Origin of the sequence: Rhizobium sp. BR 250 (assembly GCF_047445855.1) — a bacterium.
In the GTDB taxonomy this organism is placed as follows: domain Bacteria; phylum Pseudomonadota; class Alphaproteobacteria; order Rhizobiales; family Rhizobiaceae; genus Agrobacterium; species Agrobacterium tumefaciens_I.
The window spans coordinates 30,146-46,152 of the sequence record NZ_JARWKW010000009.1; the positions used below are offsets into that span (position 1 = coordinate 30,146).

Consider the following 16,007-nt stretch of genomic DNA (forward strand, 5'->3'; position numbering starts at 1 on the left):
GATTGCTTCTACCTTGTCGTTTCCCATGACAGAGCAGGCTTCATCCGAAGGAGTTCCCATGTCGTCGCTTCTCGCTCTCCACCCCATCACCCGCCGTTCGCTTCTCGGCGGCATCGCGGCCTCCTCGGCACTGGTGCTGCTGCACCCCTTTGCCGCGCGCGCGGCCGCCAATCAGGCGCATCTGCGCATCATGGAAACGACGGACATCCACGTTCACGTCTTTCCCTATGATTATTACGCCGACAAGCCGAACGACACGATGGGGCTTTCGCGCACCGCCTCGGTCATCGATACCATCCGTGCGGAAGCCGGAAACTCGATGCTGGTGGATAATGGCGACTTCCTGCAGGGCAACCCGCTCGGCGACTATATCGCCTATGAGCGCGGCATGAAGGCCGGCGACAAGCATCCCGTCATCAACGCCATGAATGTGCTGGGTTATGATTGCGGCACGCTTGGCAACCACGAATTCAATTACGGCCTCGACTATATGTCGAATACGCTGGCGGGCGCCGGTTTCCCCTATGTTTGCGCCAACCTCACCAAGGGCCAGCTCGCTTCCGATCCGAAAAACGACGAGCTGTTCTTCAAGCCCTACGTCATTATCGAGAAGCAGATCCGCGACGGCGGCGGCGTGACCAGCCCGGTCAAGGTCGGCATCATCGGTTTCGTGCCTCCGCAGATCATGATGTGGGATTCCAAGAACCTCGAGGGCAAGGCCCAGACGCGCGACATCGTCGAGGCGGCGAAGGCCTGGGTGCCGGTCATGAAGGAAGAAGGCGCCGATATCGTCATCGCCCTTTCCCATTCCGGCATTGACGGCAAGGGCCAGACGGAGCGCATGGAAAATGCCTCGCTCTATCTGGCGGGCGTGGAAGGCATCGACGCCATTTTCACCGGCCACCAGCATCTCGTCTTCCCCGGGCCGAAGACCTGGGACGGCATCGAGGGCGTGGATGCGGTGAAGGGCACGCTGCTGGGCAAACCGGCGGTGATGGCCGGTTTTTGGGGTTCGCATATGGGCCTCATCGACCTGCTGCTCGAAAAGGACGGCAAGAGCTGGAAGATCGTCGACTTCACTTCCGAAGCCCGGCCGATCTATCACCGCGATGAAAACCGCAAGATCGTCGCCGATTTCACCGACAAGGCGGAGATTCTCGTGGCCGCCAAGGCCGATCACGAGGCAGCGCTTGCCTATGTGCGCCGTCCCGTCGGCAAGACCTCGGCCCCGCTCTATTCCTATTTCGCGCTGGTGGCCGACGATCCGTCCGTGCAGATCGTCTCCAACGCCCAGACCTGGTACATCAAGGACATGCTGAAGGAAGGGCAATACAAGGACCTGCCGGTGCTTTCGGCAGCGGCACCCTTCAAGTCCGGCGGCCGCGGCGGCGCGGACTATTACACCGATGTCCCCGCCGGTGACATCGCCATCAAGAACGTCGCCGACCTTTATCTCTACCCGAATACGGTGCAGGCGGTGCTGATCAACGGTGCGCAGGTGAAGAACTGGCTGGAAATGTCGGCCGGCATGTTCAACACGGTCGAAGCCGGTGCAAAGGACGTACCGCTGATCAATGCGGATTTCCCGTCCTACAATTTCGATGTCATCGATGGCGTCACCTACCAGATCGATATTTCCAAACCGGCGAAATTCGACAAGGACGGCAAGGCGGTCAACCCGGACAGCAACCGTATCGTGAACCTCCAGTTCAACGGCAAGCCGATCGATCCCGAGCAGAAATTCGTGGTCGCCACCAATAATTACCGCGCCGGCGGCGGTGGCAAGTTCCCCGATATCGCCGCCGACAAGGTGATCTTCGTGGCCCCCGATACAAACCGCGACGTGATCGTGCGCTATATCATCGACCAGGGCACCATCAACCCGTCGGCGGATGCCAACTGGTCCTTCGCACCGGTGGCCAACACCACCGCGATCTTCGAAACCGGCCCCAAGGGTCGTCATTATGCGGCGGAGATCAAGGGCGCGAAAATCGAAGATGCCGGCGACGGCGCGGAAGGTTTCGCGAAGTTCCGTCTGGTTCTTTGAGGGCTACGGCCTTTCGGCTGTTGGCGGCAGGGTTGAAGCTCTGCCGTCATCCTTGAGCTTGTCCCAAGGATGACGCCGAGTTTTGATGGAGACTATCGGCAATACCGGGGGCTGCCCCTCAGTCACGCCCACTGAGTGTGCGCAGCAGCAGCGTCAGTTCCGACGGCGGCTTCTGCTCGATACGCCGATAATCGCTACCATCGCGGTTACGACGAATGAGCCTCAGGCCGACCATGTCGCGCCTCAGCATCGCGGCATCCCGGAACGAGTGCAGGCCATACAGAAAGCTGCTGAATTCGCGTTCGGAAAAGCTGCGGCCAGCGGGAATTTTCGCCCACAGATACCATAGGCATAGTTCCTGCTGCGAGCGGCGGGCGGGCCATTGCGCCAGCCGGCCGGACGCATCGAAAAGCCGTCCGGTCTTCAGCACCCTGCCCTCATTGGCAGCCGGCGCTGTTTGCCGCAACGGCAGGGCATTTTCAGTGGACGGAATGCGGGAAGCGCGCAGGTGCTGGAAATTCCGGAACCCTGCGGCCCGGCTCAGAAGATTGAGCATCTCCACATGGCTCGGCTGGCGGTCCAGCCTGCCGATCTGTTCGCGCAGCGATTTGGCAAAACTCGAGAGGTCGGCGACCTCCATGGAAAGGATCGAACGTGGCATGACTTACCCTCAACGTGCCATTCCGAATGGTGTCGCTGATCGCCGGCTTCCGACAGGGCACGGGATAAGTGCTGTCAATCTTTCAAATGCAGGTTTAGCTTCCCTTGCGGGACGGCGATGCCTCGGTGAACTGCTGACCGTGATTTACGTATAGGCAGGCCAGTCGCCAGCGTCAATCGGCGTCCGCTATGGCTTGGTATCGAGGTCGCCACTTGCAGACGTGGCCCGAAGGGTCGGATGAGGGGGCAAGCTCTCGGTTTATCTCTACCCTCGCCCCCGCATCCCGCTACCGCGGACTTCTCCTCGGCGGGAAGAAGAAACACGGGGCTGCCGCTCGCGCACTATAAATCGCAATGCTCGCGGCCAATGTCACTCTGCGGCGACAGCAACGGCCCTCTGCCTGTTCGCTTCCAGCATCCCGTTGAAATCCTTATGTTTCGGGCAAGCAGACAGGCGCTGCTGGAATGCTTCGGAAAGCCACTGGCCGGCGGGACCCGCAGGGGTATCGACCCGTCGCAGCGTGAAGAGCGGATATTCGCCCTGCTCATAGGCTTCGAGTTCAAGCGCCTTCAGGCTGCCATTGGCAAGATCATTGTGCACGATCGAGGCGGGCAGACCGCCCCAGCCAAGGCCGCCCTTGATGAGCTGGTATTTGGTGGCGATATCGCTGACCCGCCATGTCTTGTAGGAAAGGACATTGAAATCCCGGCCCTTGGTCAGGCCCGAGGCATCGGTGACGACAAGCTGAACCTCCTCGCGCACATCCGCGAGCACCAGCGGTCGCTCGATCTGCGCCAGCGGGTGATCGGCAGCAGCGACCGGCAACATGAAGGAATGGCCGACCTTTTCCATGACGAGTTCATCATCCTGGCGCAGCACCGCCCCGCCGATGCCGATGCCCGCCTTGCGGGAGAGCACCATTTCCATGACCATGCCAAGCTCACCGACATTGAGGCTGAGCGTGACGGTGGGGAATTGCTGGCGAAAATCCCGCAGCACTGCCACCACGGCCTCCGCCGGCACCATGGTGCTGATGGCGACGGAAAGCTCCGCCTCCAGCCCCTGCTTCAGCCCCTTGGCACGGGCGCGCATCTCCTGCAGGCCAGCAACGATGCGCCGTGCATCCTCCAGCATCGCGCGGCCCTCATCCGTCAGCTTCGGCTGGCGCACGCCATTGCGCTCGAACAGCGTCACTTCAAGCTGCGCCTCGAGATTGGCGATGGTGTAGCTGACCACCGACTGGGCGCGGTTGAGCGCCCGCGACGCGGCGGAGAAACTGCCGGTCTCGGCAACCGTCAAAAATACCTGCAACTGGTCGAGCGTCGGGTTCGCGTCCATGTCCCATCCAATTCTTCGATAGATGACTTCCACATTATCACAGTTTTCTTGATGGCAGTAATTTTTCATATAGGGGGCAAAGGAAGGGCATCGTGCTCTCCCGCCCTCCCAAGGCGCCCGTCAATTCATCGCATATGCAAGGAAAGACCATGTCCAACATTCTTCTCATCACCTCCAGCCCGCGTGGCGACGAATCGGTCTCCAACAAGTTTGCCGGTGAACTCGCCAGCAAGCTGAAGGCCAAGTCGGCTTCCAACACCCTCGTCCACCGCGATCTCGCCGCTGATCCGATCCCGCATCTCGACACCGTCAAGACCGCAGCGATCCGTAAGGCGCCTGACCAGCGCACCGCCGAAGAAGCGGTTGCCGCCGATTATTCCGACAAGCTGGTTACGGAACTTCTGGCTGCCGACACGGTCGTCATCGGCACCGGCCTCATCAACTTCAACATCTATTCCGGCCTGAAGTCGTGGATCGACAACGTCGCCCGCGCCGGCCAGACCTTCAAATACACCGAAACCGGCCCGGTTGGCCTCGCCACCGGCAAGAAGGTCTACATCGTGCTTGCCGCCGCCGGCGTTTATTCCGAAGGCCCGGCCGTTTCGATGAACCACGCCGTCCCCTACCTCAAGACCGTTCTCGGTTTCCTGGGCATGACGGATGTGGAAGTCATCTATGTCGAAGGTCTGGCCTTTGGCCCGGAAGCCGTCGAAAAGGCTGTCGCCGCCGCCGAAGCCAAGGTTGAAGAACTGGCGCAGGCCGCCTGAGGTACGCTGAATAGCGGTGATACCGGCATGTTTGCCGGTATCAGTCGACCCACATTCCGTAACGGCCGTGGACCTGGTCCCGGCCGTTATTTTTTGCCGCATAGAGCCGCGCATCGGCCTCCGACAAAAGCGCTCGGAAAAGCTGCCCATCCTCGAAGGCCGTCGCGACACCGATGCTGACGGTCAGCGGCGAACCGTCCGGCCGTTGCAGGTCCGCAAGAACCGCCGCCCGGAGGCTCGCCGAAAATGCGAGCGCCGTTTCATGCGTCATCGCCGGCAGGAGGGCCACGAATTCCTCGCCACCAAAACGGTATAGATGTCCCAGCGGCTGCACGGCGCGCTTCAGCACGGCGGCGAATTCCCGCAAGATCTCATCGCCCTGCAGGTGGCCGAACGTGTCGTTGACGGTCTTGAAATGATCGATATCGACGATCAGCACGCTGACCGGTCGCTTTTTCTCCAGACATTCCACGACGACGGAGGGCGCATCGAGTTCCATTCGGGCGCGGTCCGATACGCCGGTCAGCATATCGCGGCCCGAGCGGGACAAAAGCTCCTCGTAGCGTTCCCTGAAAGTGAGATCGTTGAAGACATCGGCGACGCTGCGGCGTGTCAGAAAGCGGCCCTTGGCTGATGTCAGCCAGAGATAGGCGGCAAAGAGCAGCGAATAGATGCCAACCGCCACCATCTTCGCCTTCCAGCCATCATAAAACACATCGACCGGCGCATTGTAGAGAAGCCGCAGCGCACCGTAAAAACCCGCCTGATCGAAGCTCAGGATGACGACGCCGCAGATGGCAAAGCGCAGCACGATATGGCGCTGCAGATAACGCCCGAGCTTCTCGTAAAACAGGATGATGGCGATGGCGTCGATATAAAGCAGGCTGGTTCCCCAGACCATCAGCACGCCCATTTCATCGAGAAAGCCGGTATTGACCGTTTGTCCGGGAACGATCGCCACCGTCTGGTGAAAATGGACGATCTGCGCCATGATGACGGTCAATATATTGCCGAGGAACAGGCCGTAGATCGGCTGGCGCACCACCGCCGCATCCTCCCGCATATAGAGCATGAGGATCATCATCAGCTTGCCGGCAAACAGGATCGACGAGCCGGGCGAGGCTACGCCAAAGGGCAGCTCGACGTAAAAGACGGCCGCCAGGTAGGTCTCCAGGAAATGCATGACGCCCAGCGCGGTGAGGAAAACACCGATGCCGAGAATATGGCGGTAATGCAGGAATGCCGTCATTACCGAAAAATAGACGATGGCCTCTGTCAGAAAGAGGGCCAGATTTGCCCATTGCATCGGCACATGCCCTATCGATCCATGTCGCGCGGGTTGATTGGCGCGACTCCATGCCCTTCAGGAACGATAGGCCGAAGCAAACAACGGAATCTTAATGTCCGGGGCAAGAAAACGTCATCATTTTCCTGGGAAAAGCGATGCGCCGTTCTGATCGATGATGAGTTTCGCCTTGCGGATCGTGAACTCCACCGCATCGTCCATGCTGGTGAAGACGTCGGCGCGTACGAATTCATGCACCAGCACTTCGTCACCGGCCTTCTTTTCGATACGCCCCGCCAGGCGGAACTGGCCGCCTTCCTTGATGGGCGTCGCATAGATCAGATAGTCGCCATGCGCATGCGGCTCGGCCTGCGCCACCTTCTGCGGTGCGTCGGAAGATGGCTGGCCGGAGCCGAAGGCCGAGAGGATTTTGGAAAAAAACGATGCCATGGCTTTCACTCCCTCAATTCACCTAACATGCGAAGGGCGGTGTTGCCCGCCCTTCCCTGTCGCCCTGTCCAGATCAGATGATCAGGTTCGACAGGATGTCGTTTTCGGTAATGTCCTCATAACCGAGACCGGCCGCCTCGAAGCGTTCCAGCAGCCCGCCGAAATTTTCCTTGGCGCTCGTTTCGATGCCGATCAGGATCGAGCCGAAGTTGCGGGCCGATTTCTTCAGATATTCGAAACGGGCGATATCGTCGTCCGGGCCGAGCAGGTTGAGGAAATCGCGCAGTGCGCCGGGACGCTGCGGCAGGCGCAGGATGAAATATTTCTTCACGCCGGTGTAACGCATGGCGCGTTCCTTCACATCCGGCAGGCGCTCGAAATCGAAATTGCCGCCTGAAACAACGGCGATGACCGTCTTGCCTTCCAGCCTTTCGCGGCCAAGCTTTTCAAGCGCGGTGATCGCCAGCGCACCCGCCGGCTCCAGCACCACGCCTTCGAGGTTCAGCATCTCGATGATCGTCACGCAGATGGCATTTTCCGGGATGAGCACGACCTGCTCGGCCGGGAAGTCCTTCAGCGCCTTGAAGTTCAGGTCGCCGATGCGGGCAACCGCCGCACCGTCGACGAAATTGTCGACCTTGTTCAGCGTCACCGGTTCACCGCGTTCAAGGCTCTTCTTCAGGCTCGGCGCACCTTCCGGCTCGCAGAACACGAAGTTTTCCTTCTTCACCGTGCCGGCCAGAAAGCCCGACAGGCCGGCCGAAAGACCGCCGCCGCCAACGGGCATGACGACGATATCCGGTTTCGTGCCTTCCGGAAGCTGATCCATGATCTCGGCGGCAACAGTCGCCTGCCCCTCGATGATATCCTCATGGTCAAAGGGCGGCACCATATAGCCGTCATTGTCCTGCACATGCTGACGCGCCGCGGCGTAACACTGGTCGAATATATCGCCTACCAGACGGATCTTGATGAATTCACCGCCGAAGATGCGGGTCTTTTCGATCTTCTGCTGCGGTGTCGTCACCGGCATGAAAACGACGCCGTGGACGCCGAAATGACGGCAGGCAAAAGCAAAGCCCTGGGCATGGTTGCCGGCGGAGGCACAGACGAAAATCTTGTCCTTGCCGGCCTTGGCGACCGCCTTGCGGAGAAAGTTGAATGCGCCTCTAATCTTGTAGGAACGAACCGGGGAAAGATCCTCACGCTTCAGCCAAATCGAAGCACCATATCGACGGCTGAGATGTTCATTCAACTGCAGCGGCGTTTCCGGAAATATCTCCCGCACTTCCCGCCGCGCTGCTTCCACAAGCTGCTTGTCCACGATTGTCAATCCATTGAAATTCATAATGGCACCCGCTATGCCATAGGAAGGCGTCCGAGACAAAGACTCATTTCAGCGCGGCTACGAACTCTGGGTTTCATTTCTTGAACAGCAACCTTCTGCGCTCGGTCATCTATGTGGCGTCCATCTTCGGACTCTACCTCGCGACGGCCATGTTCCTGCCCGCGCTGACCGATCTTTATTACGGCAATGACGACTGGATGGTGTTTGCGCTTTCCGGCTTCATGTGCGGCGGCTTCGCGCTCGCCTGTGCGCTGGCCACCCGCGGGCCGATCGCCTCCTTCAACAAGCGATTTGGCTTCCTGCTCGTCAACCTGCTCTGGCTGGTGTTTTCCATCGTCGGCGCGGTGCCGTTTTACCTGTCCGAACTCAACCTGACGCCCGGCCAGGCGCTCTTCGAATCCGTATCGGCCATCACCACCACCGGATCGACCGCCATATCCGGTCTCGACAACGCGCCACAGGGCATTCTTCTGTGGCGGTCGCTGCTCTGCTGGCTCGGCGGCATCGGTATCGTCGCGCTCGGCCTTTTCATCCTGCCGCTCCTGCGCGTCGGCGGCATGACCTTCTTCCGCATGGAATCCTCCGATACCGGCAACGACCGGCCCTTCGCGCGGCTGGCAAGCTTCACCCGGGCTTTCGTGGCGATCTATATCGTCATGACCATCGCATGCACGGTGGCCTTCGATTTTGCCGGCATGTCACATTTCGATGCGCTGAACCATGCCATGTCGACGGTAGCGACCGGCGGTTTTTCCACCCATGACGCGTCTTTCGCCTATTTCGACAATACGGCGCTGCTATGGATCGCCACCATCTTCCTGATCTTCGGCAGCCTGCCCTTCTCGGTCATGATCCTGCTTGCCGTGCGCCGCCGGCTGGAGACGCTGCGCGATCCGCAGATCGCCGTCTTCCTCGGCTATCTCTGCGCGATCTCGATTGCGGTCGGCGTCTATCATCATTTCAGGAACGGCGTGCCGCTGGATGATGCGCTCAGCCACTCCTTCTTCAACATGACCTCAATCCTCTCGACCGGCGGTTTTGCCAGCGATGACTATACGCTCTGGGGTCCCTTCGTCGTTGTCGTCGCCTTTTTCGCGACCTTCATGGGCGGCTGCTCCGGGTCAACGGCGGGCGGCATCAAGGCCTATCGTTTCCTCATCATCTTCAACGTGGCACGAGCCGGCCTCAAGAAGCTGATCTATCCGAACGCCGTCTATTCCGTGCGCTACGGCCAGCAGGTGGTCGATCCGGAAACCATCCGCACCATCTTTCTCTTCATCAGCTGCTTCATCGCATTGTGGATCGCCGGCAGCCTTGCCATGAGCCTGATGGGCTATGATTTCCTCACCGCCACCTCGGCCGTGGCGACCTCACTTGCCAATGTCGGCCCCGGCATCGGCCCGATTATCGGCCCGGCCGGCAATTTCTCCACCATCAGCGAACCGGCGCTCTATCTCCTGTCGGTCCTGATGCTGCTCGGACGTCTGGAAATCCTGACGGTTCTCGTGCTGCTGATGCCGATTTTCTGGCGCAGCTGATCCGGCGATGCACATGTTGCGCTGGCGCGAATAAAGCGCTTGACCTTCCCACGTTGGAATAGTCCAGGCTCCGTCCTGTTAGAATTCCAAACCATGGAGAACCGCCTATGTGCACCGCTCACCAGCATCATGCCGAAACCACCACCGCACCTGATAATGCAGGCCTTTCTTTCCACGTTGAAGACATGACCTGCGGTCACTGCGCCGGGGTCATCAAGGGCGCGATCGAAAAGACCGTTCCCGGTGCTGCCGTGCATGCGGATCCCGCAAGCCGCACAGTCGTGGTCGGCGGTGTCTCCGATGCAGCCCGTATTGCCGAAATCATCACCGCTGCTGGTTATACGCCGGAAGCGCGCGCCTGAACGAAAGATACCGGCGGCGTTTTATCCTGCCGCCGCCGGCTCGCCTGCCTGCTCCGCTTCACGCTGAACCTGCGTGACAGCCGTTGGACGACATCGAATTCGTCCTTTCAGACCTCCGAACAGATATCTCTCCCAAAGCCGGTGGCGAAAGATTCACGTCTCTTGCCGTCATCCTCGCGTTTGTTCCCGAGGATGACGGCGGAGTGTTTGGCGTAGCTCGTCATTCCAAATCAATATCATGCACATTGTCGAGAAATTTAGCCCGGACGGTAATGGCCCTGATCCGGCATCCGGCTGCTGCGCGACCGCATCATATCAGCAAAATGGCCCGGCTCTTGCGAGCCAGGCCATGTTTCGTCAGGACCGTCAGATCGGCTTATTTCGTCGCCAGATCCTTGGTCATGATGAAGTAGTTGATCGGATGTGGCTTGAAGTTTACGACCTTCTCCGAATAGGCATCGAAAGCGGTTTCATGGATGAGGTAGACGGTGACGGCTTCGTCGTAGACTCTCTTCGCCGCCTCGGCATAGATGGCATAACGCTTGGTCGGCTCAGCCACCGCATAGGCCGATTTGATCAGCTTGTCCGTTTCCTCACTGCAATAATGCGAGATGTTGTAGCCGCCTGTGCAGGTATAGTCGGCATTGAGGAAACCGATCGGTTCCGCAACATCCGTGGCATAACCGCGTGACAGAAGGACCATGTCAAAATTGCCGGACAGGAGATCGGGCTCGATCGCGGTGTAGTCGGCAACGCGAACATCAACCTTGATGCCGATTTCCTGCAATTGGGCCTGGATAACGGCGGCAACGTCCTTGAGTTCGGTTCTTTCAGTGTAGGCCAGAAGCGTCAGCTTCAGGCTGCCGGGAGCAACTCCCGCCTCTTTCAGCAGGGCCTTTGCCTTCTCCACGTCATAAGCGGGTGTGACGTCTTTCGGCGCCCACGGCTCTCCCGGTGCGAAAGGCATCGTTGCGGGCTTTACCGCGCCTTCATAGATGCTGTCGGCAATACCGGCGGTGTCGATGGCAGCCCGGATCGCCTGCCGAACCTTGATATCCTTGAACGGCGGCTTCGAATTATTGAGCAGCATCTCCGTAATCCGGGGCACGGTGATCGGCGCAACCTTGACACCCTTCGTGGCTTCTATGGTCTTTACCGCCCAGGGTGGGATCACGCGCGAAATCTGCACTTCACCGCTTCTTATCTGGGTGGCGCGCGTATCCGCATCCGGAATGAAGTTCACACGACCGCCCGAGAGCTTCGGCATGCCGGCCCAATAGTCATGGTTCGCGGTCAGCTCCATATATTGGTTAGCATCGACCTTGGTGATCTTGAACGGCCCGGTGCAGGTTCCGATCGGATCGACCTTGCCATCCTTGTAGGCGGCCGGCGCGAGGATCGAGGTCGCCGGACTTGCCATCTGCGCCGGCAGCAACACCGACGGCTCGATGGTCGTGATCTTCACGATATCCTCACCGCCGGCATCGACGGCAGCGATGAGCTTGGGCGAAAAGGCACGGGCCGGAACCGGCGCCTTCAAGAGATTGGTGAGCGCATTGACTGCGGCTGCGGCATTGAGCGGCTCGCCGTTCTGGAACTTCACGCCCTTGCGCAGCTTGAATTCCCAAACCTTGGGTCCGGTCTGCGCCCAGGATTCGGCAAGACCCGGCTCCAGTTTCGTGTCATAGCCGACGCGGACCAGGCTTTCGAAACAGCCCGCGCGCGAACCGAGATAGGCGTCGTCGGAGGCCATTTGCCAGCCGGTCTTGACGCCCGTATAATCGTCATAGGTGATTGTTCCGGCGTTTGCCGCATGCGTTCCAAACGAGACGACGATGGCGCAGGTCGCCAAAAGTGCGTGCTTCATCATAGAATATTCCCCTTTTATTTTTGATGATAACGCTCTCAATTCACATATTTCACGAATTTCCATTCAATATTTGCGATTACTCAACAGACAAAAAGAATACCCAATGGATATCTTTCGATTATCCATCTGGATATTCTTTATTTTATGTTTTCATACTCGGAATTTTATTCCGATATTAATCCACAAACACACAATTCATCTGTTTTTACCGCAACAGAAAACTGTAACTGCGCCACCCCTCAGCCCAATTCCCGCCAGCGGTGGCAGCGTGCGAAATGCTCGCCTGCAACGCCTTCCAGAACCGGCTCCACCTCACCGCAGATCGCGGTCGCATATTTGCAGCGAGTGTGAAACTTGCAGCCGCCCGGAGGATTGAGCGGGCTCGGCAGGTCGCCGTCGAGAAGCATTTCCGGCGCATATAAGCCGGTCTCGTCAAGCATCGACGAGGCGATGAGAGCCTTGGTATAGGGGTGCTTCGGCGCCCGGAAAAGCTCTTCACGATCGGCGATTTCAACAACGCGCCCGAGATACATCACCGCGATGCGATCACAGAGATAACGCACGACGCGCAGGTCATGGGAAATCATCAGCACCGTCAGGCCGTGACGGCGCTTCATGTCCATCAGAAGGTTCAGGATCTGCGTGCGCATCGAGGCATCAAGCGCCGATGTCGGTTCGTCACAGACGAGGAAGCTCGGATTGAGGAGAAGCGCGCGACCGATGACGACGCGCTGCAGCTGGCCGCCGGAACACTGGCTCGGATACCGGTCATAAAAGGAACCGTCGAGACCGACCTCCTCCAGCATGCGGAAAACCCGCGCCGTGCGTTCCTCGCGGGTGCCGATGCCGTGCTGGGCGAGCGGCGCCTCCATGCTCTGGCCGATGCGCATGCGCGGATCGAGTGCCGAATAGGGATCCTGAAACACCAGCTGCACGACCCGGCGCATGCGCCGGAGCGCTTCGCCCTGCATGTGCAATATGTCGTGATCGCCGATGCTGACCTCACCCCGCGTCGCGTGCGTCAGGCGCGTGATCAATCCGGCAACCGTACTTTTGCCGCAGCCGGATTCACCGACCAGACCCAGCACCTCCCCCTCGCCGATCGTCAGGGAAACATCATCGACGGATTTCACCACACGGTGACCGAGGCCCGATATGGGATAATATTTGCAGAGGTTCTTCGCGACCACATAGGGCCGGCTGCTGTTTTCCGCCGAGGGCGGCATCTGTGTCATGACTTTGGATAACATCATCGCCTCCTTCAACAAACCGCATGGCCGGCATGGTCGTGATCGGCATGGTCATCGCCGACTGCCCAGCACCGCGCCTTGCGCCCTTCAGGCAAGGCGTTCAAGGCCGGCTCCGTCGCCATGCAGCGGCTTCCCATGCCCTCGGACTTGGCAAGCGCGCAACGCGGATGAAAACGGCAGCCGCAGGACATGTCATGGGCCTGTGCGCCCGAACCGGGGATCGTCAGCAACTGTCCCTCGCTGTCGGTCGTCAGCAGCGAGCAGCTGATCAGCGCCTTGGTATAGGGGTGTTGAGGCGCCTTGAGGATCGCCTGTGTCGGCCCCTCCTCGACAATGCGGCCGGCATACATGACCGCGATCCGGTCCGCAAAGGCGGCGACAACCGAGAGATCGTGGGTGATGAGCAGCGTGGCCAGACGGCGCTTGCGGCGTTCATCATCCAGCAGGCGCAGGATTTGTGCCTGCACGGTGACATCGAGCGCCGTCGTTGGCTCATCGGCGATCAGGAGCTGCGGATTGCCCGACAGTGCCGCGGCAATCATCACACGTTGCGCCATGCCGCCGGAAAGCTCGTGCGCGAAACATTGCGCCCGCGCCGAGGGATCCGGAATGCCGACATCGGAAAGGAGGCCGACGACCCGGTTCAGCGCCGCGCTGCGGCTCATCTTGCGGTGGATCCAGAGTGGCTCGGCCACCTGCGTCCTCACCCGGCTGGTCGGGTCCAGCATGGCCTGCGGCTGTTGGAACAGCATGCTGATATCGGCGCCGCGCAGCGCATCGAGTTCGGAGGATGAAAGAGCGAGAATGTCGCGTCCGGCAAAGGAAATACGGCCGGAATTGATTTCCGCGCCCTGCGGTAGAAGCCGCATCAGCGACAGAGCCGTCATGCTCTTTCCCGATCCGGATTCGCCAACGAGAGCGACGACTTCCCCGGCATTGACGGAAAGCGTCAGGCCCGAAATAACAAACTTGCGGCCATTTTGCGCCGGCACCGAAACGTGCAGGTCCTCGATCTCCAGAAGCGGTGCGCATTCGGGGGACATGGCCGTGTTGGCAAGCGTTTGTCCTTCGATATTCATAAGAGTTCCCCTTATTTTTATTGAATCGGAGGCATTTGCGTATTTTCATGCGGCTTCAGACGATATTACTCTCCTTCCGGTCCTGCGGCCTCATCTATGTTTGACAATCGTCAAATCTGCCTTCGCCTGTTTGCAGGCGTCAATGGCTGTTCGTTTTCTTCGTTTCCAGATTGAGGCCATGGCCGATCCAGGTCACGCTGAGCGCCGACAGGAAGATCGCAAGACCCGGTGCGATGACGAGAACCGGCATGCGCTCGGCATAGGCCTGTGCATCGGAGAGCATCAGCGCCCAGTCGGCGGCCGGCGGCTGTACGCCGAGCCCCAGGAATGACAGGCCGCCCACCGTGATCAGCTTGTGGCCGAAGCGCAGGAACGCCACGGCCGCGATCGGCCAGATGGTGTTGGGAATGATGTGCCGGAAGATGATGAAGCCCCGCTTGCAGCCGAGCACTTCCGCCGCGCGGATATATTCGCGGGAATTGATCGACAGCGTCAATCCGCGCGCCAGCCGCGCAAAGGGTGTCCAGCCGACAATGGTCAGCGACGCGATCAGCGTTCCATATCCGGGGCCGAAGATGGCGACGAGGAAAATCGCGATCACCACGTCAGGTATGGCGATAAGCAGGTCGACCACGCGCATCAGCACCTCATCGAGGATACCGCGGCTGCGGCCGCTGATGATGCCGATGAAGGTTCCGATAACAACCGACAGAATGACGGTGATGGCGGCGATCGTGACGGTGAAACGGCCGCCGATCAAAAGCCGGCTCAGCACATCGCGACCGAGATGATCCGTTCCGAGCCAATAGGTGGCGCTCGGCGCATTCAGCCTGAGGCGAAGGTTCTGCTGGGCAGGATTATAGGGCGAAATCCACGGCGCGATCACCAGGAGCAGGATGATGGCGAGAAAGATTGCCGATCCCGCATAGAAGGTCCAGTGCCGCCGGCGGATGAAATCCGTGAAGCGGGAGAGTGTCGAGGGGCGCGTGGGCAAGGTCATCGGCATGGCGGCGGCAGGCGCGCTCGGGAAAAGACTAGTGGTCATGTTGACCTCGCATGGCTGGATTGATCAGAACATAAAAGCTGTCGGCCAGGGTATTGACCAGAATGGACAGGGCCACGATGCAGATGAAACCGCCCTGCAGCATCGGGATGTCGCGATTGATCACGGCGTCGTAGAGAAGCCGGCCCATGCCGGGAATGGCGAAGATCACTTCCACCACCACCGATCCGCCAAGCAGGCCTGCAAGCCACAGGGCAAAGAAGGTGACGACCGGCAGCGAGCCGTTGCGGATGCCGTGGCGCATGACCGTGCCATGCATGCCAAGGCCGCGGCTGCGTGCCGCCGTGATATAGGGCGCGCGCAGAACCTCGGCCATGGCGGCGCGCGTGACCTGCGTGAAATAGGCGAGCGGCCGCAATGTCAGCGTCAGCGCCGGAAGCACCAGCGAGCGCCAGCTGTCCCAGCCGGCCGAGGGCAACCAGCCGAGATAAAGCGCAAAGACCAGCGCCGACATGGGCGCAAACCAATATTCCGGCGTTGCGACGAAGGTCTGGATCATCAGCGTCGCGAAATTGTCGAGCCGCCCGCCCGGACGCATGGCCGCCAGCGTGCCGAGCGGCAGCGCCACGGCGACCGCGATGGCCAACGCCGTCAGCGCAAGCGTCACCGATACGCCGAGAGAACGCAAAAGCTCGTTGGCCACCGGCTGGCTGCTGGTGAAGGAAAACCCGAGATCACCGTGCAGCGCATTCCACAACCATGTGAAATATTGCACGTAAAGCGGCCGGTCGAGCCCGAGACTGACCCTCAACGCCTCCACCGCATGCGGATCGAGCGCGGTATCGCGCATACGCGAAAACAGGATCGTGCGTGCCGGGTCACCGCCCGCCATATAAGGCAACAGAAACGCGATGACGGAAACGATGGCCAGCATCAGGCACAGAATAAAGAAGCGCTGTATTATCTGTATCCACATGGCCTGCTCTCCTTCATCATGATTGGCATTTGC

At 59.8% G+C, this 16,007-nt stretch carries 14 protein-coding genes; 4 read left to right on the forward strand and 10 right to left on the reverse strand.

Annotated elements, in window-relative coordinates; all coding sequences use genetic code 11:
* The first annotated feature begins 58 nt into the window (after positions 1-58).
* Positions 59-2,047 carry a bifunctional 2',3'-cyclic-nucleotide 2'-phosphodiesterase/3'-nucleotidase gene (locus QD336_RS15400; protein ID WP_499171280.1) on the forward strand — a complete coding sequence of 663 codons (1,989 nt, stop codon included), beginning with the start codon at positions 59-61 and terminating at the stop codon, positions 2,045-2,047.
* 118 nt (positions 2,048-2,165) lie between these two features.
* Here the strand turns inward: QD336_RS15400 and QD336_RS15405 are convergent, their stop codons facing one another.
* On the reverse strand, positions 2,166-2,708 hold the full coding sequence (locus tag QD336_RS15405) for a DUF2087 domain-containing protein (protein WP_499171281.1): 543 nt from the start codon (positions 2,706-2,708) through the stop codon (positions 2,166-2,168).
* 369 nt (positions 2,709-3,077) lie between these two features.
* Positions 3,078-4,046 carry a LysR family transcriptional regulator gene (locus QD336_RS15410; protein WP_499171282.1) on the reverse strand — a complete coding sequence of 323 codons (969 nt, stop codon included), beginning with the start codon at positions 4,044-4,046 and terminating at the stop codon, positions 3,078-3,080.
* Positions 4,047-4,195: 149 nt separating this feature from the next.
* On the opposite strand from QD336_RS15410, the gene QD336_RS15415 reads away from it, so the two are divergent.
* Entirely contained in the window at positions 4,196-4,813 is a 618-nt protein-coding gene (locus tag QD336_RS15415) for an FMN-dependent NADH-azoreductase (protein WP_269343849.1), read from the forward strand.
* A gap of 40 nt (positions 4,814-4,853) precedes the next feature.
* On the opposite strand, the gene QD336_RS15420 is transcribed toward QD336_RS15415, so the two are convergent.
* From QD336_RS15420 to ilvA, 3 genes are all read right to left on the reverse strand, one after another.
* Positions 4,854-6,119, reverse strand: a complete 1,266-nt coding sequence (locus tag QD336_RS15420; protein WP_499171283.1) for a GGDEF domain-containing protein — start codon at positions 6,117-6,119, stop codon at positions 4,854-4,856.
* 117 nt (positions 6,120-6,236) lie between these two features.
* The gene (locus tag QD336_RS15425) at positions 6,237-6,548 is read right to left on the reverse strand and encodes an HlyU family transcriptional regulator (protein WP_065654027.1); all 312 of its coding nucleotides are present in this window, start codon (positions 6,546-6,548) and stop codon (positions 6,237-6,239) included.
* 73 nt (positions 6,549-6,621) lie between these two features.
* The gene (ilvA, locus tag QD336_RS15430; RefSeq protein ID WP_269343854.1) at positions 6,622-7,896 is read right to left on the reverse strand and encodes a threonine ammonia-lyase; all 1,275 of its coding nucleotides are present in this window, start codon (positions 7,894-7,896) and stop codon (positions 6,622-6,624) included.
* Positions 7,897-7,976: 80 nt separating this feature from the next.
* Here ilvA and QD336_RS15435 point away from each other — a divergent pair, with 80 nt between their 5' ends.
* Together QD336_RS15435 and QD336_RS15440 are read left to right on the forward strand one after the other, a co-directional pair.
* Positions 7,977-9,434, forward strand: a complete 1,458-nt coding sequence (locus tag QD336_RS15435; RefSeq protein WP_269343856.1) for a TrkH family potassium uptake protein — start codon at positions 7,977-7,979, stop codon at positions 9,432-9,434.
* Positions 9,435-9,541: 107 nt separating this feature from the next.
* On the forward strand, positions 9,542-9,796 hold the full coding sequence (locus QD336_RS15440; RefSeq protein WP_499171284.1) for a heavy-metal-associated domain-containing protein: 255 nt from the start codon (positions 9,542-9,544) through the stop codon (positions 9,794-9,796).
* 376 nt (positions 9,797-10,172) lie between these two features.
* Here QD336_RS15440 and QD336_RS15445 read toward each other — a convergent pair whose 3' ends face one another.
* The 5 genes from QD336_RS15445 to QD336_RS15465 form a co-directional block, all read right to left on the reverse strand.
* The gene (locus QD336_RS15445; protein WP_499171285.1) at positions 10,173-11,666 is read right to left on the reverse strand and encodes an ABC transporter substrate-binding protein; all 1,494 of its coding nucleotides are present in this window, start codon (positions 11,664-11,666) and stop codon (positions 10,173-10,175) included.
* Between the two features lie 239 nt (positions 11,667-11,905).
* Positions 11,906-12,916: an ABC transporter ATP-binding protein gene (locus QD336_RS15450; protein ID WP_269343863.1), complete on the reverse strand. Its 1,011-nt coding sequence runs from the start codon at positions 12,914-12,916 to the stop codon at positions 11,906-11,908.
* 11 nt (positions 12,917-12,927) lie between these two features.
* Positions 12,928-13,995 carry an ABC transporter ATP-binding protein gene (locus tag QD336_RS15455; RefSeq protein WP_499171286.1) on the reverse strand — a complete coding sequence of 356 codons (1,068 nt, stop codon included), beginning with the start codon at positions 13,993-13,995 and terminating at the stop codon, positions 12,928-12,930.
* A 139-nt stretch (positions 13,996-14,134) separates the two neighbouring features.
* A complete protein-coding gene (locus QD336_RS15460) occupies positions 14,135-15,040 on the reverse strand; it encodes an ABC transporter permease (protein WP_499171287.1) in 906 nt (301 codons plus the stop codon).
* On the reverse strand, positions 15,030-15,974 hold the full coding sequence (locus QD336_RS15465; protein WP_269343868.1) for an ABC transporter permease: 945 nt from the start codon (positions 15,972-15,974) through the stop codon (positions 15,030-15,032). Before QD336_RS15465 ends, QD336_RS15460 begins: the two co-directional genes overlap by 11 nt.
* Positions 15,975-16,007: the final 33 nt, after the last annotated feature.

Bases quoted from the DNA above. Each gene is read 5' to 3' on its own strand.
- QD336_RS15400 (WP_499171280.1), top strand. From the start codon at position 59: ATGTCGTCGCTTCTCGCTCTCCACCCCATCACCCGCCGTTCGCTTCTC.
- QD336_RS15405 (WP_499171281.1), bottom strand. From the start codon at position 2,708: ATGCCACGTTCGATCCTTTCCATGGAGGTCGCCGACCTCTCGAGTTTT.
- QD336_RS15410 (WP_499171282.1), bottom strand. From the start codon at position 4,046: ATGGACGCGAACCCGACGCTCGACCAGTTGCAGGTATTTTTGACGGTT.
- QD336_RS15415 (WP_269343849.1), top strand. From the start codon at position 4,196: ATGTCCAACATTCTTCTCATCACCTCCAGCCCGCGTGGCGACGAATCG.
- QD336_RS15420 (WP_499171283.1), bottom strand. From the start codon at position 6,119: ATGCAATGGGCAAATCTGGCCCTCTTTCTGACAGAGGCCATCGTCTAT.
- QD336_RS15425 (WP_065654027.1), bottom strand. From the start codon at position 6,548: ATGGCATCGTTTTTTTCCAAAATCCTCTCGGCCTTCGGCTCCGGCCAG.
- ilvA (WP_269343854.1), bottom strand. From the start codon at position 7,896: ATGAATTTCAATGGATTGACAATCGTGGACAAGCAGCTTGTGGAAGCA.
- QD336_RS15440 (WP_499171284.1), top strand. From the start codon at position 9,542: ATGTGCACCGCTCACCAGCATCATGCCGAAACCACCACCGCACCTGAT.
- QD336_RS15445 (WP_499171285.1), bottom strand. From the start codon at position 11,666: ATGATGAAGCACGCACTTTTGGCGACCTGCGCCATCGTCGTCTCGTTT.
- QD336_RS15450 (WP_269343863.1), bottom strand. From the start codon at position 12,916: ATGTTATCCAAAGTCATGACACAGATGCCGCCCTCGGCGGAAAACAGC.
- QD336_RS15455 (WP_499171286.1), bottom strand. From the start codon at position 13,995: ATGAATATCGAAGGACAAACGCTTGCCAACACGGCCATGTCCCCCGAA.
- QD336_RS15460 (WP_499171287.1), bottom strand. From the start codon at position 15,040: ATGACCACTAGTCTTTTCCCGAGCGCGCCTGCCGCCGCCATGCCGATG.
- QD336_RS15465 (WP_269343868.1), bottom strand. From the start codon at position 15,974: ATGTGGATACAGATAATACAGCGCTTCTTTATTCTGTGCCTGATGCTG.